Below are 24,728 nucleotides of genomic sequence, written 5' to 3'. Positions count from 1 at the left end.
CTTATTTTAGGAATTGTAAAGTTCGGTTGCTAAAAATTGGTTCCTGAACTTTCCGTGCGGATCATATTCGGCTACCAAAGCTTTAAAAGCATCCATTTTTTCGTAACGTGCCGCTAATGTTTTAGCCGGAATGGTAAATATCTTACCCCAATGCGGTCTTGCTTTAAACGGAGAAAGTTCGCGTTCAATTTGGGGCAGCAATTTCAATACGGCCTCGGTTTCCTGTTTCCAGGTAAAATGGATAGCTACCGATTTTTGATTATGCGCGGGGCTCATCCATAGGTCATCAGCAGCAATAGTACGGATCTCGGTAATGAAAAGGTGGGGGCCTATTTGCTTGCCTAATTTCGCCACAGCCTCAATAGCTGCAACAGCATGGTCAAAAGGCACAAAAAATTCTGATTGCAGTTCTTTGCCGCTGCTTGGTGTAAAGCCCATTTTAAAATGCGGTAGCCGCTCATACCATGGCCCGGGAATACCCATTTGTTCAGTACAGTTTTCGGCAGAGAGTGCTATAATAGGATGCAGGTTTTTTGTGGCTGCCTTTGCCCCGTAAAAGTCCTTCAGGTTTTCATCTTTATCTGTACCTATCCGGCTTTTTATCCAAACCTCGTTAATATGGTCGCTTTGCCAGTCGGTAAAAAGGCTTACACTATATCCTGCCGAAACAATTTTTTCAAAGTGTTGCTTTAGCTCGCTCATTGGTAAACCAGTAAATACATGCTGCTTCATCATAAAAGTAGGCTGTATTTGCAGCGTAACTTTAGTGATCACGCCTAAAGCGCCAAGTCCAACAACAGCGGCATTCAGCTTTGCTGCGTCTTTTGCTTTGGACAGATGCACAATGCTGCCATCCGCCTTAACAATTTCCAACCCCACAACAGCACTCGAAAGATTGCCGTTTTTTACGCCGGAGCCGTGCGTTGCCGTGGTAATTGAACCCGCAACCGAAATATGCGGCAATGAGGCCAGATTATGCAGGGCAAAGCCCTCTTTATGCAGATATGGTGCAAGCTCACCGTATTTTATGCCACCTTCAACCGTAACGGTATGGTTTTGCTTATCGATAGATACTACTTTGTTAAGGTCGCGGGTTGATAGCAGGTTATCCTTGCTGTCGGCTATGGTATTGAAGCAATGTCTTGTACCCAAAGCTTTGATCTTATCATGTTTTTTGATCAGCTGTTGTACTTCTTCAACCGATTTTGGATAAAACACATTGCTCGTGCTGTAAGTTAAATTGCCCGACCAGTTTTGCAAATGTGATTGTTGTGCCCATGTTGGGAGCGATGATAATAGGGGAGATGCCATTAAGGTTGTACTTAATTGAATGAAAGTTTTTCTTTTCATAACAAATTGGTTAACACAAGGTAGCTAATTATAAAACAGAAATGAAAGAGAAAAGTACCTGCGTTGGTTGGATTTTGCTTGGCTCGAAAAGTTTTTATCGTTTTTTAAAAAGTAAAAATTAGATTTTTAAAAAATTTATAAACTTTTTTCTATTTTGGTGAAATAATTAATGTTTACCTGTTAATTCGGCATTAACTTTTGGTTAGGAATGAGTTTTTGGTAAATTGAAGTTGAAATAACTTATAAAATAATAGTGAAGGAAGTTTACGCCCCATTTATTCCGGGTACTTATGATAAAAATAGCCTTAATGAGCTGTCAATCTTGCTTGATAAGGAAGAAAAATACGCTATAGTTAATCTTTTGTGGAGCGATACAGGATATTTTCCCTCAGTTAGCTTTTCAATAGCGCATACGGAGCACGGCATAGTCTTAAAATATTTTGTACAGGAGCAGCATACGCAGGCCACATTTACAAACGTGAATGATCCTGTTTACAGGGATAGCTGCGTGGAGTTTTTTATAGCATTTGCGGGCGACGATAATTACTATAACCTGGAGTTTAATGCCGCCGGAACCGCGTTAGTTGCCTTTGGCAAAGATCGTTATGGCAGGGAGCAAGTTCCGGATGAGAAAGTAAGCAGCATAAAACCTTTCAGTACCATTAATTGGGCTGATGATCCTGCCGGCCTAAATGCGTGGGAGCTGACATTGCTGATCCCTTTTGATGTTTTTGTTTATCATGATATTAAAACATTGAAAGAAGCTACCTGCCGGGCAAACTTTTTTAAGTGCGGCGATGATTTGCCCGAACCGCATTTTATAAGCTGGAGTAATATTGATAGTGAAGTGCCTGATTTCCACCTGTCGGATTTTTTTGGTACGATAAAGTTCATTTAATTAAAATACCTCTAATCAAAACAAACTAATATGGCCCAAACAGCAAGTACAGTAATTGAATCGCCGGTAAAAAAATCAGCGATAAACCCGATAGTAATTATCGGTGCTTTATTCTTCATTTTCGGTTTTGTAACCTGGATGAATGGTACACTCATTCCCTATTTAAAAATAGCCTGTGAGCTTAGTACCAAGGAAGCTTATTTTGTAACCACCGCCTTTTATATTGCTTACGTTGTAATGGGCATCCCTGCTGGTAAAACCATCAAAAAGTTTGGTTTTAAAAACGGCATGGCTATAGGCTTGTTTGTTATGGCTATTGGCGCGTTGATATTTATACCGGCTGCTATGAGCCGTACCTATGGGATATTTTTAATAGGCCTGTTTGTGCAGGGCACAGGTTTAACGGTTTTACAAACGGCTTCAAACCCTTATATCACCATTTTAGGCCCGGCCGAAACAGCTGCAAGGCGCATTAGTATCATGGGGATTTGTAATAAAATAGCGGGCGCTTTAGCCCCCGTTATTTTAGGAACAGTAGTACTCGCTAATATTGACGCAATAACCGAAAAGCTAAAAACCTTAAGCGCAACTGAAAAGGCACTGGAATTGAATGAACTGGCATCAAGGGTGATCATGCCTTATGGCATCATGGTGGTTGTTTTGATCCTGCTGGCTATACTTATCTATTTTTCTTCACTACCAGAAATCAATACCGAACATGAAGACGAAGAAGTAGCTGCAGCAAACACCAATAAAACAAGTATTACACAGTTCCCGCATTTAATGCTGGGTGTTGCCACCTTATTTGTTTACGTAGGTGCCGAGGTTATTGCCGGCGATTCCATTTCTCTTTATGGCACTTCGCAGCATATCGCCTTATCAACAGCTAAATTCTTTACCTCATGTACCCTGGTATCTATGATAGTGGGCTATTTGGTTGGGGTTTTCTGTATCCCTAAATTCATAACTCAACAAAAAGCGTTAGTGGCATCAGCAATATTGGGTATCATTTTAACTATTGCAACTTTATTAACGCACGGTTATGCATCAGTATTTTGTATTGCTTTGCTTGGCTTAGCCAATTCATTGATGTGGCCTGCTATATGGCCGCTGGCATTGGCTGGTTTAGGCAGGTTTACCAAAATAGCATCGTCGTTGCTTGTTATGGGTATTGCGGGCGGCGCTGTTTTGCCTCCGCTGTATGGCTATTTCTCTGAAAAGTTTTCGGCACAATCGGCCTATATTATGTTGATTCCTATCTACCTGTTCATCCTGTATTATTCAACTTTAGGGCATAAAGCAGGCAGGGCTAATGTAAAAGCATAATTGTAAAAGTTTATTTCTAAAACAAAACCGGGTATCAGTATGCATTACTGGTACCCGGTTTTGTTTATAGATGGTTATCTATTTGAACATTAGGTTGTTATGTGGTCGCTACATTTCGCTATTATGTTGAAAATTTTACGATATATGGCTATGAATTTAAAGTCAATTTTGTTTAATTTGTTGATTGTTAATGTGTTGTGATTTTGGTTCGATTGTTGGCTTAAAACGGCTAAAATGAACAGCATCTACCGGGAAATTAGTTCATAACTTTTGATGAACTATGCTAATGAACAGGGTAAACAATTAAAGATCAGCACCATGAAAGACGTAAAAACCTGCAAAAAGCTAAATCGCACTTTGACCAAATGGGTCATCGATCTGCACGGCAAAGGTTACACCAATGATTTTTCACAGATAAACAATCAAAGATTACGTTGCATTCAAAACTGCGAAGATTTTCCAATCTCCGATCTCAGCATCAACGTAATAGACCAGGGTTTTGACCAGCTAACGCAAACGTATAAGTATATCCACACCATAGAAACAATGGACGGCGACAAAGGGCTGCTGGTTATCGAGGCCCTGTGCACCCCGCAGCTGGCAAACTGATATTGCGGTCTGACATAAACTTTCGAAGATCCAAGTAATTCATTGCCGTTGGTTTTAACCAACGGCAAAAAAATCAAAAGGTCTTGGCTTCAGCCCAAATAAACAATTGGATTTCGGCTAAAGCCTTTTTCTCTACTTATTATTCCGTTGGTTAAAACCAACGGCAATGAGATTTCTCCATTAATAAGCTAAATTCGTCAATTTTAAACAGCTTTTTAAAGAGATGCATTTTAATCCCCGCTATCTGATACATGTTTACGGGTAATACCCAGACGTTTCATTTTGCTGTTTAGCGTTGTTGATGGTACATCCAGCAGTTCGGCGGCACCGCCGGGGCCTGCTATACGCCCGTTACATTTTTTAAGTATGGCCAGGATATAATCGCGTTCGTTTTCATCAATTGATTTAACCTTGTCACCGATAGATACAACTGAAGCTGCCGGAGTTACGGAAGACGGAATTATACCGGGTAACATGATCCTTTCTATCACATTTCCCCGGGTTAAAAGTACGTTGCGTTCTATCAGGTGTTCCAGCTCGCGTACGTTGCCGGGCCAGTTGTAGTTCATGAGGTCGGCTAAGGCCTGTTTGGATAGCGTAAGTTTTGGCCTGCCTGCCATAGCCGAATATTTTTCGATAAAATGCTCTGCCAGTACAGGGATATCGTCTTTGCGCTCACGTAAAGAAGGGAGGATGATAGGGAAGATGTTTAACCGGTAATACAGATCTAAACGGAACTTACCTGCCGCTACTTCTTTCTCAAGGTTACAGTTGGTAGCCGCTATCACACGTACATCAACCTTAATGGTTTCTCTGCCGCCAAGCTTTTCTACTTCCTTTTCCTGCAATACGCGTAATAATTTGGCTTGCGATTCAAGCGGGAGCTCGCCAATTTCATCAAGGAATATAGTACCTCCGGATGCCTGTTCAAATTTACCGGCCCGCTTATCAACTGCCCCTGTAAAAGCGCCTTTTTCATGGCCAAATAATTCGGATTCAATTAAATGCGTTGGCAGGGCAGCGCAATTAACAACTACCAACTGCTTTTTGCTTCGCGGCGACAGCTGGTGGATACATTTGGCAAAGCGTTCCTTCCCGGTGCCGCTTTCGCCTAAAATAAGTACGGATGTTTCTGTAGGCGCAACAAGGCTCAGGTGATCAAGCGCGGTAAGCATTAAATGACTACTGCCGATGATGCCTTCAAAGCCTGATTTGCTTTCGGTTTTAATAGGGACTTCTTTTTTAGTGGCAGGTCTGATAGCTACATTGTCCGCCTGCTTCATGATACCCTCAATCGCGGCAGATAATGATCGCTGCAACCTGTTTGCCAGCGCAAGGTGCTTATTGCTATAGGCATCAGCCTTACGGCTATAAAAAGAAAAGGTAAAACCAGGCTGCCCGGCAACCGGGATATACATCACCAGGTTTGATGCCATTTGGAAGGTTTTCGCGATCAGTTTTTTGGCCGGGTTTTGCTGTATCAACCTTGTAAAATCAGCATCGTTATACCAGGCCGATCTTTTATCTTCATCGGCGGCCTCCTGGAGCTTTAACAGTTCGTTCCTTTTTAAGCCGGTTATGTTCAGCAATTCATCAATGCCAATAGTTTGGTATTCATTAAAGCTTAACCTCAGATAACTTGATCCTTCGTACGGAATGGGGCCAAGGTTTTTCATGCCAATGGCCAGGTAATCAAAGGAGATATGTGGTTGAAGTGCTTTAGCTATCCTGAGCAGTTTTTGGTCCCATTCGGTTGAGTCGCCAATAATGTCATTTAATGAATTTTGCAGCGTGAGCTCATTGTTGCGTTTGGTGGTCATGTTTTGCTCATGCAGGTATTGGGCTATCTGCAGGCTCACCAGTACATCCTTTTCGCGAAAGGGTTTCACCATAAAGCCATATGGGTTGGTAGCTTTGGCCTCTTCCAATATTTTTTGGTTTGAATTTGCCGAAAGGTAAACGAAAGCTATGTTTTCTTCTGCAAGCTCCTTTGCCAGGTCGATACCCGTGAGCTCGCCCTGTAAATGAATATCCAGCAAAACCAGTTGAGGCTTATTTAGTTTGATGATTTCCCGGGCCTCTTCAACCGAATCAGCTATGCCACAAATATCGTAACCGGCTTTTTCCAGTATAAACGACAGGTCGTTTGCTACTATAAATTCATCTTCAACAATAAGTATCCTTTGGCTCATAGTGTATAGGTATTAAATGTTTTTAACCGCTTTTATAAACTTATCATTAGTAAACTCAATAATTACCGAAAGGCCATTATCGTTTTCGACTTTAAATGTACCGCCAACCTGCTTGCTTAGGCCCCTGATAAGGCTCATGCCCAGGGTTTTGCTTTTGGTAATGTTTTCCGGCGATGCAATGCCGCTGCCGTTATCACTGATCTTTAAAATATAGGTATTGTGATCGGTTTCTTCCATGCTGATACTGATTTTTCCTGCTTTACCGTCTTTAAAGGCGTATTTGATAGAATTGGTAATGGCCTCGTTCAGGATCAAACCCAACGGGACCGCGCGCGTTACGTCAAACTCAGCATTAACAATATGGGTCTCAAAGCTGATCCTTGAACCGGTATCAAAGCTTGTTTTTAAATAATCAACAAGATCGTTAATATAAGCCGGCATATCAACCAGTGCTAAATTTTCGGACTGGTAAAGCTTTTGATGAATCAGCGAGATGGACTGCATCCGGTGCTGGCTTTCGCGGATGGCGTTAAAAGCGATATCATTGGTAATATAATTGGATTGGGTATTGAGCAGGCTGATCACGATTTGCAGGTTGTTTTTTACCCGGTGATGAATTTCCTTCATCAACCATTCCTTCTCTTCAAGAAGGTTGTCTTTTTCCTGTACAAGCGTGGTGAGCGACCTGTTTTTCTGGCTTATTTCATTTTGTTGGACCTGTAGTTTTTGATTGATGCGCCGTTTTAGCCTGAACCTGTTATAGTTTAGGCCCAATAACAACGCCAGTAAAACAGCGCCTGTAATAGTCAGGTTACGGGTAAGCCTTTCCTGTTTAATATTGGCTTTTTGAAGCTGCGCCTGTTTGGTAAGCAGCTGTATGTTTTGCTCTTTGATTTTAAGCTCGTGGTCTTTTTTCTCGGTTTCGTACTGAATTTGCAGGCGTTCAATTTCATTAGCCTTTTTTTTGCTGAAGAGGGAATCGTTAATAGCTGTGTATTTTTTATAAGCGTCGACAGCGTCGGCATATCTGGTTTCGGCCGAGTCGAGTTTGAAGACAAGCAAGTATGATTTGGCGATATTTGCCGGGTTTTGATGCTCCATGCTCAGGCTGCGAAAATGGGCCAGGTGCTCGCGTGCCGGCTTGTCCTGCTTAAACGCAATATAAAAGTTGGCAATAGCATGTTGTACAATTTCCTGCGGGTTACCGTGCTGATCCAATTGCTTCGCTATTTCAAGCTGCTTTTTACAATACACTAATCCTTCATCATATTGCTTCATGGTGGCGTAAGCAATCAATATCAATGATTCGATAGTAGCGCGTTGCTCAATGCTCATGTTGGGCTGATTAGCCTCGGTTCGTTTTAAAAGCGGTATTACTTTTTCGGGCTTGTTGTATTTCAGGTAAATCACCGAAAGGTTGGAAGCCAGCAAGATGATGGAGCCGCTATCCTTGTACTTTTCGGCAATCACCAGCGATTTTTCAAAATAGTTTTGAGCTATTTTAAACTGCCTTGTGATATAGTAGGTGAGGCCAAGCCTGTTATAAATAGTACAAAGCTGCATGGTGGTGTCGTTAACAGCTTCGGCAGTTTTAACGGCTAATAAACCGTATTTAATGGCATTGTTATAATCGCCAAGTTGTGCCGATACACTCCCCATCAAATCGTAAATGCCTTGTAAATAAGGATAATGAATAGATTGATAAACGGCAAACGACTGCTTAAGTATGGTTAACGACTCCTCGTGACGGCCGAGAATCTGTAAATTATCGCCAAAGTCTTTCAATACATCGGCTTCACGCTTTTTATCAGTTGATTGATGCAGCTCAACAGACGCTTTTTGCAGGGATGCAATTTTACGGTTAACGTCGTCACCCTCAAAAACGGCATGTGCGTCTCCCAGTCTGATAATGGCTTCCGCGGTGGGACGGTACAATTTGTATTTTGTAAACAAATCAATTGCTTTTTGTATCAGCGGGTAGCAGGCATCTTTATCTTTCCTGATAATGCCGGCTTGGGCCATCAGTATATAGCTGTTGCCTGTGCCTTCAATATATTTTAATGAGGCACTGAGGTTTTCCGCCTGCGAAGCGTAATACTGTGCACTGTCGGCAAGTTTTTTCGATAAGAAATAGTTGCCGGTTTTTATAAACAGGTTTACACGTGTAGAATCGGCATTACTTTTTTGTAATTGTTTTTTTAAAGCCGGCAGGGATGGCTGCTGCGCAAAACCCAATAAAGCACATAGCAGCAGGCTCCCAGTAGCCAGACACTTTTTTACCACCTCTCCGAAACTTGATTTAGCGTAGTCCATCAGTATGCTTCACTCTATGAAGCCTTGTTGTTATTTTAATGTGCGTATGCAAATGATATGCCTTTGCTGCAATGTGTTGATTTATATTGTTTTATGGTTTGCAAGGTTTTTAGCGACTACTTTATTTCGTAACGTTACTTTATTTCGCCATTGGGTTTTAATTAAGATTAGGTTTCAGCAGTTTCTCGTCCTTAAAATCAATACTGATGCTGAGCCCATTATTGTTTTCGAGCTTGAGACTACTGCCAATTTGCTTACTTAAACCCCGCATTAAATTCATTCCTAACGATCGGCATTTGGCAATTTCAAAATCCTCCGGTAAGCCAATGCCATTATCACTAACACAAAGCCTGAAACTGTTTTCCTGAACGCAACATAATGATACGCTAATGCAGCCGTCGGCATCATTAGGGAAGGCATATTTTATGGAGTTGGTGATGGCTTCGTTCAGAATGAGGCCAATAGGCACGGCCCTTGATACATCAAGCTCAAGATCAACGAGGTCTTTTTCAAAACAGATCCGTTTACCGGTGTCAAAGCTGTTGCTTAAATATTCAATCAGTTCGGCTATATAAATGTGGGCCTCAATGAGTGCCCGGCTTTCTGACTGGTAAAGTTTTTGATGAATAAATGCTATTGACTGCATCCGGTGCTGGCTTTCGCGAATGGCAGCGTGGGCTTTTTCATCATTAAGATAAACTGATTGCGTATTGAGCAGGCTGATCACAATTTGCAGGTTGTTTTTTACCCGGTGATGAATCTCTTTAATAAGCCATTCTTTTTCTTCAAGGAGCACGTCCTTTTGCTCGGCAAGATGCTCCAGCGTTTCGTTTTTCTGATTGATTTCCAACTGCTGGGACTCCAGTTTTGTATTGGCCGATTGTTTAAGCCTGTAACGACTATATATGACCCCCGATAGCATAAAAAGTACTGCCGCGCAGGCTATTGTGATGTTTTGAATTAGCCTTACCTGGTTAAGGTGCTGGCGTTGTAAAACCTCCTGCTTTTTTAAAAGGGCGATATTAATTTCCTGGTCCTTAAGCCGCTTATCTTTGTTTTTAGTATGGTATTGGCTATCAAGCTGCGCTATTTGCCCCTTTTTAATTTGCTCAAATACCGAATCTTTTAAAGCGGCATATAACCGGTAATGCGCCAAAGCGGCAAGATGGTCGCCGTGAAGAGAATCAAGTTTAAAAAGCCAGAGGTTATTTTGGGCCAGGCCGGCGGTGTTGTTTTGTGCTTTGCTTAATCCATTATGAAGGGTGATATAGCCAGCAGCTTTATCAGCTTTTTTTGTCGCAAGAAAATAGGGGATGAGGGCCTGATAAATAGCGTATTGGTCTGCTGCCTCATTATCAATACCGGTGGGAATGGATTGTAGTTTATCTGCATATTTATCGGCCACCCGGTACTGCTTAAGCGTTGCGGATATATTAAGCAGGCGCGTATAAAGTTGTATTTTTTGACTGACTGTTGCTGATGGAAACCCGTTTTCTGTTTCCCTTAATAAATGAAAAGCTTTTTGCAGTTTATTTTGACTTCGGAACTGATCCGCACTATCGAGCAATAAATTAAACCTGTTTGAGTCGTGACTGACGCTTTGCTGACTTGCTGATTTGGCAGCTGATTTTTGGGGAATGCTTGACTGCCCCGAAACGGAAAACTGTATAAATAAGATAATGCCCAGGGTAAATAACAGTTTCATCAGTTTTTTGGCTATGCATAAAGCAGGCCAATAACTACTTAATAGTCATAATTTGGCGTTTTTTGCAGGTAGCACCGGTAAAATACTGATTATCATTCATAAATTCAAAAGAGGCCTCCCTATGAAATCCCAAGGTGTTCAAAACGCCTGATAAAAACTTTGCGATATTTCGTCCTTTCTATCCGGTGTCACGAAATATGGCGAGCGACATTTTATCTATTTACCGCTCTATTTCGCAACCCTTTTTTCGTCACGCCACGAGATAAAGTAATTTGTAAAGCTTTGATTTTTATTTAAATATCTGTTAATCAGTTTTTTAATTAATTGGTGTGCCGATTGCCATGATTGTGCCAAATGATGAAACATAGCACAAGAATTTAGAGCGATCATGGAAAAGAAAGTTTCAAAAACGATAGTTTTTATAACCGGCGCCTTTGTAAGCAACAGCAGTTGGGATAACTGGAAGACATATTTTGAGGAGCAGGGATATAACACCCTTGCACCAGCCTGGCCACATAAAAACGCATCGGCCTGCGATTTGCGCCAAAGGCAACCCGATGCCGCTATTGCATCCCAACGCCTGGCCGGTTTAACCGAATATTTTGCCGATATCATAAAGGCATTACCTCACAAACCCATCCTTATAGGGCATTCAATGGGCGGCCTGATAACACAATTATTGTTGCAGCGGGGTTTAGGAGCGGCTGGTGTCGCCATTCATTCCCTGCAGCCTAAGGGGGTATTTACTTTCAAATATTCATTCTATAAAGCAGGCTGGGGGCCACTGGGCTTTTTTACCTCGTCAAAAAAATCATATCTGATGTCGTTTAGGGAGTGGCAGTATGCTTTTACCAATGGCATGACCTACGAGGATCAAAAACAAGCATATTATGATCTGGCAACGCCCGAATCAAAGCTCCTGGTGCGCGATGCATTGACTTATGATGCCTGGATAGATTTTAACAGGCCACACACACCGCTACTTTTTTTAGCGGGCGGTAATGACAATTTTATCCCGGCCTCGCTCAATTACGCCAACTACAAAAAATACAGCGACAAAAGCTCAATTACCGATTACCGGGAATCTGAAAGTCGCAATCATTACGTGCTTGGACAGCCAACCTGGACTGAAGACGCAGAATACATCGCCGGCTGGCTTGGCGCTTTGCCAGAGTAATTAACCAAACGACAAATCAATTTTAACATAAACAATAACAATACAAACAAAATGAAAACAATAAATTCAATCCTTAAAACAGTGCTGGTACTGTCATTTACCATCGTATCATTTATAACTAACGCGCAGGTTAAACCGGCAAATCCACCGGCTGGGTTTAAGCATCAATACGCAACAGTGAACGGTGTGAAAATCCATTATGTTATCGGCGGCCAGGGCGAGCCTTTGTTGCTGGTGCATGGTTTCGGTCAAAACTGGTACATGTGGAACCGCTTATTGCCAGAACTTTCTAAACATTTTACCATCGTAGCTCCGGATTTAAGGGGTGTTGGTGAATCGGCCAAACCAGTAGGTGGATATGATAAAAAGACAATGTCAACAGATCTGCATGAGCTGATGAAATCCCTTGGTTTTAAAAATATCAATTTGGTTGGTCACGATATTGGCTTAATGGTAGCTTATGCTTATGCAGCTCAATATCCTGACGATGTTAAAAAAGTTGCTTTGCTTGATGCCCTGCTTCCAGGTGTAGAGCCTGTTTGGAGCCAGGTACGTTCACAAGCATGGTGGTTTGGTTTTTTTGGCATGCCACATTCAGGAGAAATTGTTGATGGCAAGGCTGGATTATTCCTGACCAATTTCTGGCCGATAGTAGGCTATGTTAAAGAGCCTTTCACCAAAGCCGAAACAGATGAGTTTATCAGGGCTTACTCTGCGCCGGGCGCCACTACAGGCGCGTTTAACTGGTTTGCCGCCTTTAACCAGGACGCAGTAGATAACGTTGAGTTGATGAAGAAAAAACTGCCAATGCCATTGCTAGCTATGGGTTCAGATCATTTGGCCGGAGCATTTTTGGCAGATCACTCTAAGCTTGTAGCCGAAAATGTGAAAGAGGTGATCATTCATGACTCAGGCCATTGGATAGTACAGGAACAAACCGCCCAGGTACAAAAAGGCCTGCTTGATTTCTTTCTTGATAAATAAGGCATTCCGAAAAGAGTAACATTCCTGAATTCAGGGTATCTAAAAGCCGGAGGATTGGGTTACCCAATCCTCCGGCTTTGTTATTTTAAGTTATGTTGAAGCTGCTTTGCAAGTGTCGCTGAAACTGCTTAATAGCCTATGTTACCGGCGATTATTGGTGGCCAATAATCGTTAATACTCGAAATATAGTAAATTTAAATTTCTTGATTATGTTGTAAGTTGCTTGTAGTCAGCTTGTTGTATTGTTGGCATGTAGCGTGCATAATGTTTCGCAACAAATCAAACAGAAAACATCTAAAAAAATTAACCTATGGAAATGTGTATATTCTGGATAACCCGCTTTGTATTGCTTGCCTGCCTTGCTGTACTTGTTTATATGTTGATGCCAAACTATGCCGAACAAAATGACGGATGGGAGTAAGGTATTTAAGTTTGTAAATTTTATTACAATAATTTATTAATTAATAATCAAACCTTTAGATAGTTGTACTGTTGATACAGTATTAGTCATGAAACCAGTTATGGACAACAGGAACAAAACCGGCGCACCGGATAACAGCCTTATTAATACCAGTGAAAATTATGAGGTTGAGTATTGGGCAAACAAATTTGGTGTTCGCCCCGAAAGGTTAAAAACAGCGGTGCGTGCTGTCGGCAATTCGGCAGCAGCGGTAGCCAAGTATTTGAACAACAAATAAAGTACTACCCTTATGAGCCTGGAAAAGTATGTAGAGAAACGCGATTTCAGCAAAACCAAAGAGCCTAAGGCTGGCAGAAGCAAGGATAAGGATCACCTGATGTTTGTGATCCAAAAACATGATGCTTCACGTTTACATTACGATTTCAGACTTGAAATGGATGGCGTGCTTAAAAGCTGGGCCATCCCGAAAGGTCCGTCAACCGATCCAAAGGTCAAACGTTTGGCTATGATGGTTGAGGATCATCCGTTTGATTACCGAAACTTTGAAGGCATTATTCCGCAGGGCGAATATGGCGGCGGTACCGTGATTGTTTGGGACGAAGGTACTTATGAACCTATTGATAAGATCAAAGGCAAAAAGGCGCAGGAAAAATACTTGCTTAAGCAACTCGAAGCAGGCTCGGTAAAAATTAAACTTCATGGCGAAAAGCTGGAAGGCGAATTCGCACTTGTTAAAACCCATGGTATGGGCGAAAACGGATGGCTGCTTATCAAACATAATGATGAATTTGCTTCGGCGAAAGACATTACCAAAAAAGATAAATCTATCCTCTCCGGCAAAACCATTGCAAACATGGAGAAAACCAGCGAAAAAGTTTGGCAGCATGGCCACGAAGAAGATTTAGAGAAACCCAAAAAGCCGGTTAAAAAAAAAGCCCTGAACGAACCGGTTGAGAAACTGGAAAGTAAGGTTGATACTAATGATACCGAAACCTTTGATGTTGAGGCATTGCTGAAAAAAGCCCCAAAATCAAAAGCGCCAACCAATATCAAACCCATGAAAGCCACTTTAGTTGATGAGCCTTTTGATGACTCCGACTGGCTTTACGAAGTTAAATGGGATGGCTACAGGGCCATCGCCGTTATAGATAAAAAAGGAGCGGAGCTTATTTCCCGCAACAATCTTCCTTTTGATAAATACTATCCCATCAATAAATTATTGAAAGACTGGCAGATCAACGCCGTGATTGATGGCGAGATCCTGGTATTGAATGATAAAGGCATTTCTGATTTTGGCGCCCTGCAAAACTGGAGGAGTGAGGCCGATGGCAATTTGGTTTATTATGTTTTCGATATCCTTTGGTATGAAGGTAAAAACCTGATGGGCTTGCCGTTAAAGCAGCGTCAGGCTATTTTAAGTGCGATTTTGCCAACCAATAATGACCAGATCAGGCAGAGCAAGTCATTTGATACCGGCGGCATAGAATTTTTTAACGCCGCCGAGCGTATCGGCTTAGAGGGGATAATCGCAAAAAAAGCAAGCAGTGTTTATACGTCTGATCTTCGCTCAAAAGAGTGGCTTAAAATAAAAGTGCACCGCAGGCAGGAAGTGATTGTTGCCGGGTTTACTAAAAACGCCGGCACTTCAAAATCATTCAGCGCGTTGATATTGGCTTTGTATGATGATAAGGGCAAACTACAATATGTAGGTAAAGTAGGCACCGGTTTTTCGGATAAACTGCAGAAGGAAATGATTGCGGAATTCAAGCCGCTGATTACAGCTAAAAGCCCGTTTGAGGTGGAGCCAGATGTAGATAAGCCATCGCGTTTCAGGCCGCAGCGGATGGGAGCGAAGCCAACCTGGCTTAAGCCCGAACTGGTTTGCGAAGTTGCGTTTGCTGAAGTAACAAGCGATGGTGTGTTCAGGCAGGCGTCATTCAAGGGTATGCGCGCTGATAAAAAAGCAAAAGATGTGGTACTGGAAACGCCCAAACATACCGCTGAAACGGTAGAGGAAACCGGGAGCGAGGATAAAGATGAACACACAAAAGCCATTAAACCCGTGGAAAATACAGATCGTAAAACACTGCTAAATCCAAAGGACGAAACGCAGGTACGCAAAATTTGCGGGCACGAGCTCAAGTTTACCCATCTGAGCAAAGTTTACTGGCCCGAAGATGGTGTAACCAAGCGGGATATGTTCAATTACTATTATCAGGTTGCGGATTATATTTTGCCATATCTGAAAGACAGGCCGATGTCGCTTAACAGGTTCCCGGATGGGATTCATGGGCCGAGCTTTTATCAAAAGGATGTGAAGGGCAAGGCGCCCGACTGGATAACCAAAACTTTTCCTTACACGAATGGCGAAGGGGAGCATAAAGAATACCTGGTAGGTTCAGACGAATCCTATTTGCTGTGGATGGCCTCGTTGGGGTGTATTGAAATGAACCCCTGGTTTAGCCGCGTGAAATCGCCGGATAACCCTGACTATTGTGTGATAGATCTCGATCCAGATAAAAACACATTCGACCAGGTTATTGAGGCCGCTTTGGAGGTGAAAAAAGTGCTGGACGCCATTGACGTGCCATCGTATTGTAAAACATCAGGCTCAACAGGTATGCATATTTATATTCCATTGGGGGCCAAGTATGACTATGATCAATCACAAATGTTTGCCCGGCTGATTGTCGACATTGTACACAAGCAAATTCCCGATTATACCAGCCTGGAACGCATGGTAGCCAAGCGAAACGGTAAAATGTACCTCGACTTTTTGCAAAACCGTCCGGGAGCTACTATTGCGGGTCCGTATTCATTAAGGCCTAAACCGGGCGCAACTGTTTCTATGCCGCTGCATTGGGATGAAGTAAAACCAGGCCTCACCATGAAAGATTTTACCATTTTTAATTCTATAGATCGCTTGAAAGAAACCGGAGATCTGTTTAAAGGAGTACTGGCAAAAGGTATTGACCTGGAAAAAACAATTAAGAAAGCGAAGAGCGTGTTTGAATAGGCGTGGGTAACGAATAAAAACCATGTCATACGAGGAACGAAGTAATTGCCTGTTCGAAGTCTCTGACTTCGAATTTATATGCCTGTAGTTTGCAACTACAGGCATATAACGCGATCTGCAAAAATCATGTAGTCACAGACTACATGCATAGTCGTCCGAAGTCGGAGACTTCGGACAGCGTTTCCAATTTTACGCTACAGCCGCCGATAGAATCACGCCGTTGTGCGCATTTTCTACACCATTGGCATAGCCATTATTATCAATGAACATCTTTTCATTTTCAATCAGAAAATGCGCTCCGGCAACAAAGAAATTGCCTTTAATCGTCACCACATGATCCGGATGCTGGGCATGGATTTCATTAAGCACATGGCTCGATAAACCAGGATACTCATGCGGATCGAACTGGTAAACATCCAGTACGGGTTCGGCATGACCGGGTTGAAATACTTTGATACGACCGCTGGTTACATCAAGCTGCACATTCGCGTTGTTTTCATTGTTGTTGGCGCTTATCCTGATGACTTCGCCGTTTGGCGCGTTAATGTTGGCATCAATGGAAAGCACTTTGCCTTTTTGGTTGTCATAAAATGACAATATCCTCAAAAACTCAATATTATTAAGTCCATCACTATAAGTAAGCGTGTTTCGCTCACTTAAAAAAATGGTAGTCCCAAAAATGAATGCATGTTTCATAACGGAAATTTTTAATTGGTTAATTGATAATGATACAATTACCAAAAAGGCAAAATGTTTTAAAATTCCATTATTCTTTCCACGGCGAATGCAGGATACAATCGCAAAAATTCTTGCGGTGAAAATTGGGGATCATGTAAGCGCAAACATCGGCTTTAATGTTACCAAAAGTAGTTTCGGTTTTATGCTCAAATCCGCCAAAAAAAGTAGGGATGATCTTCTTCTTAAAATCATTTCGCGGGAAGGCGGTTATGATCTCTTCCCGGTTGGCATCGCTTAGGTTTTCATAGCCTTCGCCCATTACATCAAGGCCAACGCCTGAATACATCAGGGCAACTTCCGGCTCTTTGTGTTCTGCCACTCCAATAGTTGTATGCAGGGCAATGGTATCCCAAACCAGTTGTAATTGATCTTTAGGCAGGCCATAACTTTTCAGAAACTCGCGCGCCGCATTGGCGCCGTCTACCTCAAAGCGTTTATCAGGGCTGCTGTAGTGTGGCGTTAATCCCAGGTCGTGAAATATGGAACTAACGTACAGTAATTCCGGATCATATTTTAGTTGCCGGCGCTCGCCGTTGAGGGACGAAAAGATAAAGACTCTGAGCGAATGATTGTAGATAAATTCGGTGCCGTGCTCCAATAAAAGTTCGGTGGCATGATTGGCGATAGTACTATCGGGAATAGTGATCCCGGCTATTGATTTTACTTTGTTTACTGACATAATTTTAACGGAATTAATATGCCTCAAAATTATGCCGGTACCGCCGGCTAAAAATGTTAAAACAGGCTAATCACATGCCAATATGTACAAAGTGCGAGCGGTATTGATGAGGAGATATCAGCGTGTTCTTTTTAAAGAAATGACTGAATTGCTCGGGCGTTGAAAAGTTAAGGTGATAGGCAATCTCCTTTACCGGCTTCGCCGAAAATTGTAACGAGCGTTTGGCTTCAGAAATAATTTGACCGTTAATGATGTCCTTGGCGCCTTTACCTGCACAGCGATTGCAAAGCTCGGTGAGTTTGCGTGTGGAGATTCCCATTTGTTTGGCAAATTCGGCAACTTCATGAGTGTTTTGATATTGGCGGCTCACCAGCTCGAGAAACTGGCGGTACAGTTGGTTGTCGTAACTATCATAGCCCTTGCTTAGCGATGCGTTGATATTGGCTATTTTAATCATGATGATCTTTAAATATGCCGCCATAGCATCAAGCTTATTGATGTAAGGTGCTTTTGTAAATTCAGTATGCAGAATTTCAAAAAGTGGAATTAGCTCCTGCAGATTATCGTTGTTTAATGGTATTTGCTGGTTATCAGAGGCATTATTAAATAATACTGCCTTGCAGTTATTAGCGCTTTGCGGTGCTCGCTCCCAAAAGCAGTCGCCAAAGCAGATGGCATGACCCGTTAAAACGGTATCAGCAGAAAAGGTAAAAAGTTGCCCTTTGGCAACCAACAAGAGTTGATTGCCTGCAATTGTGTACGATGAATTGTCAATAACTACCTGGCCCGAACCTGAGGTAATTAAAAATGTCCGGTTATAGGTTGCCCTATGCACCCGTTGATCATCAAAATGCTTTTTCTCCCAGCTTTCTACAGAGAATGAATCTTTGATATCCTGGTCGGCAATAATATTAGGATGTTCGGGCTTCTTCATAGTGGGCTATTATAGATTGCTTAATTTAAAGTAACCAAGCGTGATCTTATCTTCAGGGAGACCTGCATTCGGGATAAGTTCAATCTGATATTTTTCCTTCTGGGCGATATTCAGGATATCTTCTACATTATAAATATCGTCAACATCAACGCCATATTTATCATCAATATGAGAGTTAGCACCATCGAAATGATTGTTTTTAAAAAAGAATGTTTCTTTAGCGCTTTTTGAGGCTGAAGCAAAATTCTCCTGAACGGTAAGCACAACGTAGTGCTGTTCTTCAAACTTATTAGGCTGATAGCCGCCAAGGTTAATAAAGAATAGTTTATTGTCCTGGGGATTGCTGTCGCTTCGTGGAGCTATCTTAACTGTGTAACCATCAACTGCATTTACTTCTCGCCACGCATCAATGTGGATTTTTTCGGGCTCCGGCCAAAATGTCTGGATCTCGGGAACAAGATCGCGTAGTGATGATGCTATCCCAAAGAAAACGTCGTGTTGTTCAACATGTCTTCCTGGTGGTTTGCAGCCCAGCATCAGCATAAAAAGTTTCAGGTTTTCCATGGGTTAAAGTTAGTATATGCCGGGAGGCTAATGTAACGAGTTTGTCAAACAACTATCACAAAGCGTTAAAGTGGTAACTTTGTTCAACGCTAACTATGTTTTTTACGTTAGTGGCTATAAATACGCTTCGTATTAAAATCTATTTGATATACATGAAAAAAATCATTTGTTCGATAGCCGTGTTACTAACGGCTTGTTTCTCTGTTTTTGCTTCTGCCCCTAAAAAAGGTTTGGATACTGCCACCTTCGCCACCGGCTGTTTCTGGTGTACCGAAGCCAAATTTCAGCAACTGAAAGGCGTGGAAAAGGTAATTTCCGGTTTTTCAGGCGGGCATGTAGCCAACCCATCTTACGAGTTGGTTTGCACCGGAACAACCGGTCATGCCGAGGCTTGTAATATCATTTACGATCCCGCTAAGATCACCTATGATGAATTGCTGGCAGCTTTTTTTGTAGCGCATGATCCAACCCAGTTAAACAGGCAGGGTAATGATGTGGGTACGCAATACCGCTCGGCTATATTTTATCATAATGCTCAGCAAAAACAAAAGGCCCAGTATTACATTAGTAAACTGAATGCAGAGAAAGCTTATAAAGACCCAATTGTAACGGAGGTAACCCCTTATAAAGCTTTTTACAAGGCCGAAAACTATCACCAGAACTATTTTAACCAAAACGGCAGCCAGCCTTATTGCAAATACGTGATCCAACCTGAATTAGAAAAATTTAAAAAGGTGTTTAAAGATAAACTGAAACAATAATGAAAGCAGTATTCATAGCAGCCTTGTTTTTTTTAGCTACTGGTGCGTTTGCGCAGCAGCCGAAAATAAAAGGGCACGAAAACAATCCTTATTATTCTAACACAGATACCAAACATTTGAATGTATCCAACGCGGAGTGGAAAAAGATTCTGCCCGCAGCTTTATATGCTACAGCAAGGGAGCAGGAAACAGAGCGTGCTTTTACCGGTAAGCTTTGGAATAAGGATACCAAAGGCACTTATTATTGCGCGGTATGCGGTAACAAACTTTTCCGTTCGGATGCCAAATTTGCAAGCGACTGCGGATGGCCAAGTTTTTACGAGCCGGTACGTAAAAATAGTGTTATTTATAAAGAAGATAACTCATATGGTATGCAACGTACCGAGGTGCTTTGCGCCCGTTGCGATTCGCACCTGGGACACATTTTTGATGACGGTCCTCCGCCAACTCATAAAAGGTTTTGCATGAATTCTGTTTCGCTTGATTTTGTGCCTGAAGGGTTTGGGTTGTAAACCATCTCAAAAGTTATCTGAAAACGAGGTTATTTCATTGCTGCCGACTTTAGTCGACGGTTAATTAATGAATAAAACGGGCTTTAGCCCAAATGCATACGTATTTGGGCTAAAGCCCGTTGCTTTTTAACATTATTCCGTTGACTAAAGTCAACGGCAATGAATTGATTAATTGGTTCGGTTATTTACGTTCCCTCAGGGTCTCTCGAAGAGGACCCTGAGGGCTTCGCCATGCTGTTCAGAAGTTTGGGATGTTGTACTTGGTCGACTTGGAAAAACCTCAGGGCCCTCTTCGAAAGACCCTGAGGGGACAGAAAAGTTATTTCATTGCCGTCGTTTTTAACATTATTCCGTTGACTAAGGTTAACGGCTATGAATGGTTAATTTATTAGCATATCTCAATTTCTCTAAGTGGATATGTTGAGGTTAGGCTACATCAATTCATCCGCTAAAGTCATACATAAGTAAACCTGTAATATTCCCTGTGCTGCTTAAAACAAGTATGAATTAACTTGTGTTATTCAGCAACAATCAAGCAAATTACTTATGGAACTCCAAAACCTGAAAGATATCGCAAAACAGCTAATGGCCGGCAATAAAGGCCTGTTGGCAATGGACGAAAGTACCGCGACCTGCAACAAACGTTTCAAGGCCTTGAATATCCCGCAAACCGAAGAATACCGCCGTAAATACCGCGACCTGATCGTGAACACGCCAAAACTGGAGGAAGCCATAAGCGGGGCCATTTTGTTTGATGAAACCATAAGGCAAAGCACTACTGGCGGTAAACTGTTTGTAGATATCCTTAAGGAAAAAGGAATCATCCCCGGTATTAAGGTAGATGAGAGCGCACGGGACATGGATGGCTTCCCTGGTGAAAAAATAACTGAGGGACTTGACGGTTTGCACGAACGCTTGACCGAATATTATAAAATGGGTGCCCGTTTTGCTAAATGGCGTGCCGTTATAACTATAGGTGAAAATACGCCTACAAGCGGTAGTATCAAAGCAAATGCCTTCCTGCTGGCCCGGTATGCCATTATATGCCAGGAAGTTGGCATTGTGCCTATTGTTGAGCCCGAAGTTTTAATGGATGGCGACCATTCGCTTAAAACCTGTGCCGATGTAACTAACGAGGTTTTACATACAGTATTTAACCAGTTGTACCAGCAAAGGGTGAATTTTGAGGGTATGATATTGAAGCCTAACATGATAGTTCCGGGCATTAAAGCCGCGCAACAGGATAGTGCAGATGCTGTAGCCGATGCCACTATCAATTGTTTTTTACGTTGTGTGCCGGCCTCTGTTCCCGGCATCGCGTTCCTATCAGGCGGTCAATCTCCCGAATTGGCATCAGAGCGTCTGAATGCCATGCACGTACGTTTCAAAGATAAAATGCCATGGGCTTTAACTTTCTCTTATTCTCGCGCGGTACAACAACCAGCACTTGAGAAATGGGGCGGCAATGATGAAAATATTGCGGAAGCACAAAGATTACTTTACGAAAGGGCACATATCAATACCATAGCCCGAGATGGTAAATATACGCCGGAATTGGAAAAACATCCGGTAGCATAACAAACAGGAAAGCCGCCTTTTTAGGGCGGCTTTCCTGTTTTATAATCCTTTAACCTTGTAATGTGTATAGGTTGTAAAACCCAGAAAGGTATTATCGATTGGAATACCAAGAGGTGCCTGCAAACCCCGCAGATATTTTAAATTATCTGTGTCGTAGTAACCATAGGCAACCTCAACTCCCGGAAAAATACGGCTGTTTAAGTCACAGTAATCGCAGCCTGTTTTTTGCTCGTAAGCTTTGCGCATAAAATCATAGCCAAGGCTGATGTTTTTATTACCGATCTCCCATAGGCTGTTATCGCCATGTATTTTAGCAATCGCTGCCGCATAGGTATAGGCTGCTAATGAGTATTGATAATGCACGCAATCTTTACGTACACAAAGCTCAGGCAAGGTACCATCCGGCTGGATAATATTTGGTAATTCTTTCACTAACAAATTGTAACCTGCGCGATAAACAGAATCCTGATTTAAAAACACACCGATAGCCATTTTTGCATAACCCGCCGATGCGTCCCAATTGTTTTTATAATCGGGGATCTTGTTGATATAGTTGTCCTTTACGGTAACAAGATACTTGCTGAATTGCTCAATATCAGCAGCCGCCCAGCCGGCAGATTTGCCTTTTACTTTGTAATGCCTGATGATCTCGGCGGCAGCTACAAAGCTTGGCGTAGTCCATGACGCTTCAAGATCGGGTTGGTTGGGATTAGTTTTTCCTGCCAGCAGGCCATAATCCTTAAAGGCATAAGCCCAGCCGTTCAACAAGCCAATGGCTTTTTGGGCATAATCCGCATTAGCTGTAGCAGCCCAGGCAAGCGCGAAGGCGTAAACCAATTCGCAATCCTTCCTGATCTGTGTTTTTGAAGGCGAAGTAGCGCCGTTTGAACCAACTACAATAGTTGATGGAAACGAAGCCGGGTACTCATGATCTTTAATAAAATCAAGCACTTTTTGATAGGCGGCGGTACGCATGGTATCACCGGCTTTCAGCTGTGCGTTGATCAGGTCCAAACTGGCCCTGGTATTTAAAATACCAGGGTGCACAAATTTGGTTTTATTGTTTTCCTGTGCCTTCAGGCTGAAGCCGAATAGCAGCAGAAATGCAAATAAGCTTATTTTATAATATCTCATCCTTAGCTTACTTATCCAATCCGCCCCGGCGCGTTGCTTTAGTCTGCACCGGCCATTTAATGCCTTCAGTTTTGGTATTAACGGTTTTTTGCGGGTCTTCGCTGGCCATGTAAGCCATGATAGCAGCTAAAATGGCGTTGTTTTTTAAATCGTCGAATACCACTTTATCATAAGTATCGCGGTTGGTATGCCAGGTGTATGAGCCGTACGACCAGTTTAGCGAACTTAATGAAAAACCAGGAGCGCCAACGGCTACAAAGGAAGCAAAGTCAGAACCACCGCCACCAGGCTGACCCGGGAATACGGTTTTGATCCGGTTTTTGATGGTATCCGGCACCGCGGCAAGCCATTTGCTTAAATAATCTTTAGCTTCAACAAAGCCCTGACCGGTAAGGTTCACTACACGGCCAGTACCATTGTCCTGGTTAAACAATGCCTGCAGGTTACTTACAATTTCAGGATGATCCTCAACAAAGGCGCGTGAGCCGTTCAGTCCTTCTTCTTCGCTTCCCCAATGGCCTACCAATATGGTACGCTTTGGGTGTGGATAGAATTTTTTCAGCAGGCGCATTGCCTCCATCATGGTAAGCGTGCCGGTACCGTTATCCGTTGCGCCTGTGCCGCCATCCCAAGAGTCAAAGTGGGCGCTCAACATTACATATTCGTTTGGTTTTTCAGAGCCCTTGATCTCGGCAATGGTATTAAAGGTTGGTACCACACCCAGTTCTTTTGATTCGCAATGAATGCTGATCACCGGTTTGTTTCCTGATTCGCTCAGGCGGTATAACATGCCATAATCTTCTAACGAGATATCAACCGTAGGTACAATTTTAGTATAGGCGGCAAAGATTTTATCAACCCCAAAACCTGCCGACCAGTTATTGGTCAGGATCCCTGCAGCTCCGGCATTTTCTAATGCCACTGGAAGCGTTTTATTGGTAAACCCGGTTTTGCTGATACGTTTCTTCCAGGCATCGGTCTGGGCGGTACGGTCGGCCTTCATTTTATCAAAGGATTCTTTAAGCGCAAATTCCTGCCAGTTATAATCGGGTCTGCCTGTTGGCTGCAGCATCGAGATCATTACAAACTTGCCTTTAACATTAGGCAGCCATTGCTGAAACGCTACAGAATCGGCCACATCCGGCAGAATGATCACTTCGGCAGTAGTGGTTTTTTTGCCCATGCCCGGGCTCCAGGCCAGTTGGGTGCCTTCCAATGATTTTACCCGTGGCGATACCATATCGATATGTGAAACGCCTCGTTCCCAACCGCGCCATTCACCCCATTTTTCGTTTTTAGCCTGGATATCCCAGCTTTTATATTTAGCTACTGCCCAGTCATTAGCCTGTTTCATTTGTGGCGTACCAACCAAACGCGGACCGATACCATCAAACAACTCACGCGCCAGTTTTTCCAGCTGCGAGTTGGAGGTTTCTTCGGTCATGATGCTGTTGATAACAGGGTTGCTTGATTGTGCCGAAGCTATGCCGCTGCAAAGCAACATGCCCAAAACAAATGGCCTCGCCTTACTCCAAAGGCTGCTGCCGGTATAATGGTAAATATGTTTCATAAGGTCTAAAATATAAAAAAGCAGGGGAGGTAATACGTTTTATCCAAAAGGATATTTCTTGGTAACATAAATATTGCAAAGTGTTAGTTGAGTTTTTAGCTTTTTTTTCCTGAAAGGAAAACTTTACACTTACCGCCCCTGTGAATGTTTAAAAGCGTGAAAACACTAATGTGAAGTTTGTTTCCTGTTTTTTACACAATGATATACGATTGATGCGATGCTATTTTATATCATTTTATTTTCAGGTAGGTTTAATTGACCAAAAAG

20 protein-coding genes are annotated in these 24,728 nt (G+C 42.5%); 10 read left to right on the top strand and 10 right to left on the bottom strand.

Annotated elements, in window-relative coordinates:
- Positions 1–6: 6 nt before the first annotated feature.
- A complete protein-coding gene (locus DUL71_RS12725) occupies positions 7–1,350 on the bottom strand; it encodes an FAD-binding protein (RefSeq protein ID WP_114938402.1) in 1,344 nt (447 codons plus the stop codon).
- 253 nt (positions 1,351–1,603) lie between these two features.
- Between DUL71_RS12725 and DUL71_RS12720 the strand changes: the two genes are divergently transcribed.
- The 3 genes from DUL71_RS12720 (at position 1,604) to DUL71_RS12710 (ending at position 4,183) form a co-directional block, all read left to right on the top strand.
- Positions 1,604–2,248, top strand: a complete 645-nt coding sequence (locus tag DUL71_RS12720) for a carbohydrate-binding family 9-like protein (RefSeq protein WP_161964425.1) — start codon at positions 1,604–1,606, stop codon at positions 2,246–2,248.
- Between the two features lie 30 nt (positions 2,249–2,278).
- Positions 2,279–3,574: a sugar MFS transporter gene (locus DUL71_RS12715; RefSeq protein ID WP_114938400.1), complete on the top strand. Its 1,296-nt coding sequence runs from the start codon at positions 2,279–2,281 to the stop codon at positions 3,572–3,574.
- Between the two features lie 273 nt (positions 3,575–3,847).
- Entirely contained in the window at positions 3,848–4,183 is a 336-nt protein-coding gene (locus DUL71_RS12710; protein WP_114938399.1) for a hypothetical protein, read from the top strand.
- 230 nt (positions 4,184–4,413) lie between these two features.
- On the opposite strand, the gene DUL71_RS12705 is transcribed toward DUL71_RS12710, so the two are convergent.
- The 3 genes from DUL71_RS12705 to DUL71_RS12695 form a co-directional block, all read right to left on the bottom strand.
- Entirely contained in the window at positions 4,414–6,375 is a 1,962-nt protein-coding gene (locus DUL71_RS12705) for a sigma 54-interacting response regulator (RefSeq protein ID WP_114938398.1), read from the bottom strand.
- A gap of 12 nt (positions 6,376–6,387) precedes the next feature.
- Complete coding sequence (locus tag DUL71_RS12700; protein ID WP_114938397.1) at positions 6,388–8,688, bottom strand: tetratricopeptide repeat-containing sensor histidine kinase; 2,301 nt, start codon at positions 8,686–8,688, stop codon at positions 6,388–6,390.
- A 157-nt stretch (positions 8,689–8,845) separates the two neighbouring features.
- Positions 8,846–10,393: a sensor histidine kinase gene (locus DUL71_RS12695; RefSeq protein ID WP_114938396.1), complete on the bottom strand. Its 1,548-nt coding sequence runs from the start codon at positions 10,391–10,393 to the stop codon at positions 8,846–8,848.
- Positions 10,394–10,781: 388 nt separating this feature from the next.
- On the opposite strand from DUL71_RS12695, the gene DUL71_RS12690 reads away from it, so the two are divergent.
- The 4 genes from DUL71_RS12690 (at position 10,782) to ligD (ending at position 15,991) form a co-directional block, all read left to right on the top strand.
- The gene (locus tag DUL71_RS12690; protein WP_114938395.1) at positions 10,782–11,570 is read left to right on the top strand and encodes an alpha/beta hydrolase; all 789 of its coding nucleotides are present in this window, start codon (positions 10,782–10,784) and stop codon (positions 11,568–11,570) included.
- Between the two features lie 51 nt (positions 11,571–11,621).
- Positions 11,622–12,554, top strand: a complete 933-nt coding sequence (locus tag DUL71_RS12685; RefSeq protein WP_114938394.1) for an alpha/beta fold hydrolase — start codon at positions 11,622–11,624, stop codon at positions 12,552–12,554.
- A 509-nt stretch (positions 12,555–13,063) separates the two neighbouring features.
- Complete coding sequence (locus DUL71_RS12680) at positions 13,064–13,252, top strand: DUF3606 domain-containing protein (RefSeq protein ID WP_244228743.1); 189 nt, start codon at positions 13,064–13,066, stop codon at positions 13,250–13,252.
- Positions 13,253–13,264: 12 nt separating this feature from the next.
- Positions 13,265–15,991, top strand: coding sequence for a DNA ligase D (gene ligD, locus DUL71_RS12675; protein ID WP_114938393.1), 2,727 nt, complete (start codon positions 13,265–13,267; stop codon positions 15,989–15,991).
- Between the two features lie 189 nt (positions 15,992–16,180).
- On the opposite strand, the gene DUL71_RS12670 is transcribed toward ligD, so the two are convergent.
- The 4 genes from DUL71_RS12670 to DUL71_RS12655 form a co-directional block, all read right to left on the bottom strand.
- Complete coding sequence (locus DUL71_RS12670; protein WP_154402374.1) at positions 16,181–16,687, bottom strand: hypothetical protein; 507 nt, start codon at positions 16,685–16,687, stop codon at positions 16,181–16,183.
- 70 nt (positions 16,688–16,757) lie between these two features.
- On the bottom strand, positions 16,758–17,408 hold the full coding sequence (locus tag DUL71_RS12665; RefSeq protein ID WP_112572060.1) for an HD domain-containing protein: 651 nt from the start codon (positions 17,406–17,408) through the stop codon (positions 16,758–16,760).
- A gap of 70 nt (positions 17,409–17,478) precedes the next feature.
- The gene (locus tag DUL71_RS12660; protein WP_114938391.1) at positions 17,479–18,342 is read right to left on the bottom strand and encodes an AraC family transcriptional regulator; all 864 of its coding nucleotides are present in this window, start codon (positions 18,340–18,342) and stop codon (positions 17,479–17,481) included.
- A 9-nt stretch (positions 18,343–18,351) separates the two neighbouring features.
- Complete coding sequence (locus DUL71_RS12655; protein ID WP_114938390.1) at positions 18,352–18,906, bottom strand: DUF1543 domain-containing protein; 555 nt, start codon at positions 18,904–18,906, stop codon at positions 18,352–18,354.
- A gap of 152 nt (positions 18,907–19,058) precedes the next feature.
- Here DUL71_RS12655 and msrA point away from each other — a divergent pair, with 152 nt between their 5' ends.
- The 3 genes from msrA (at position 19,059) to DUL71_RS12640 (ending at position 21,757) form a co-directional block, all read left to right on the top strand.
- Positions 19,059–19,667 carry a peptide-methionine (S)-S-oxide reductase MsrA gene (gene msrA, locus DUL71_RS12650; protein WP_114938559.1) on the top strand — a complete coding sequence of 203 codons (609 nt, stop codon included), beginning with the start codon at positions 19,059–19,061 and terminating at the stop codon, positions 19,665–19,667.
- Positions 19,667–20,179 carry a peptide-methionine (R)-S-oxide reductase MsrB gene (msrB, locus tag DUL71_RS12645; RefSeq protein WP_114938389.1) on the top strand — a complete coding sequence of 171 codons (513 nt, stop codon included), beginning with the start codon at positions 19,667–19,669 and terminating at the stop codon, positions 20,177–20,179. Before msrA ends, msrB begins: the two co-directional genes overlap by 1 nt.
- Positions 20,180–20,725: 546 nt before the next feature.
- Positions 20,726–21,757 (top strand): class I fructose-bisphosphate aldolase, encoded by a 1,032-nt coding sequence (locus tag DUL71_RS12640; RefSeq protein WP_114938388.1) that lies wholly within the window; start codon positions 20,726–20,728, stop codon positions 21,755–21,757.
- 39 nt (positions 21,758–21,796) lie between these two features.
- Here DUL71_RS12640 and DUL71_RS12635 read toward each other — a convergent pair whose 3' ends face one another.
- Together DUL71_RS12635 and DUL71_RS12630 are read right to left on the bottom strand one after the other, a co-directional pair.
- Complete coding sequence (locus tag DUL71_RS12635; RefSeq protein ID WP_114938387.1) at positions 21,797–22,891, bottom strand: alginate lyase family protein; 1,095 nt, start codon at positions 22,889–22,891, stop codon at positions 21,797–21,799.
- Positions 22,892–22,898: 7 nt separating this feature from the next.
- A complete protein-coding gene (locus tag DUL71_RS12630; RefSeq protein ID WP_244228742.1) occupies positions 22,899–24,461 on the bottom strand; it encodes a M20/M25/M40 family metallo-hydrolase in 1,563 nt (520 codons plus the stop codon).
- Positions 24,462–24,728: the final 267 nt, after the last annotated feature.

It is taken from the genome of Mucilaginibacter endophyticus (assembly GCF_003351025.1).
GTDB classification, from domain to species: domain Bacteria; phylum Bacteroidota; class Bacteroidia; order Sphingobacteriales; family Sphingobacteriaceae; genus Mucilaginibacter; species Mucilaginibacter endophyticus.
The sequence above is the reverse complement of the archived record's forward strand: the minus strand, read 5'-3'. Positions and strand labels throughout refer to the sequence as shown.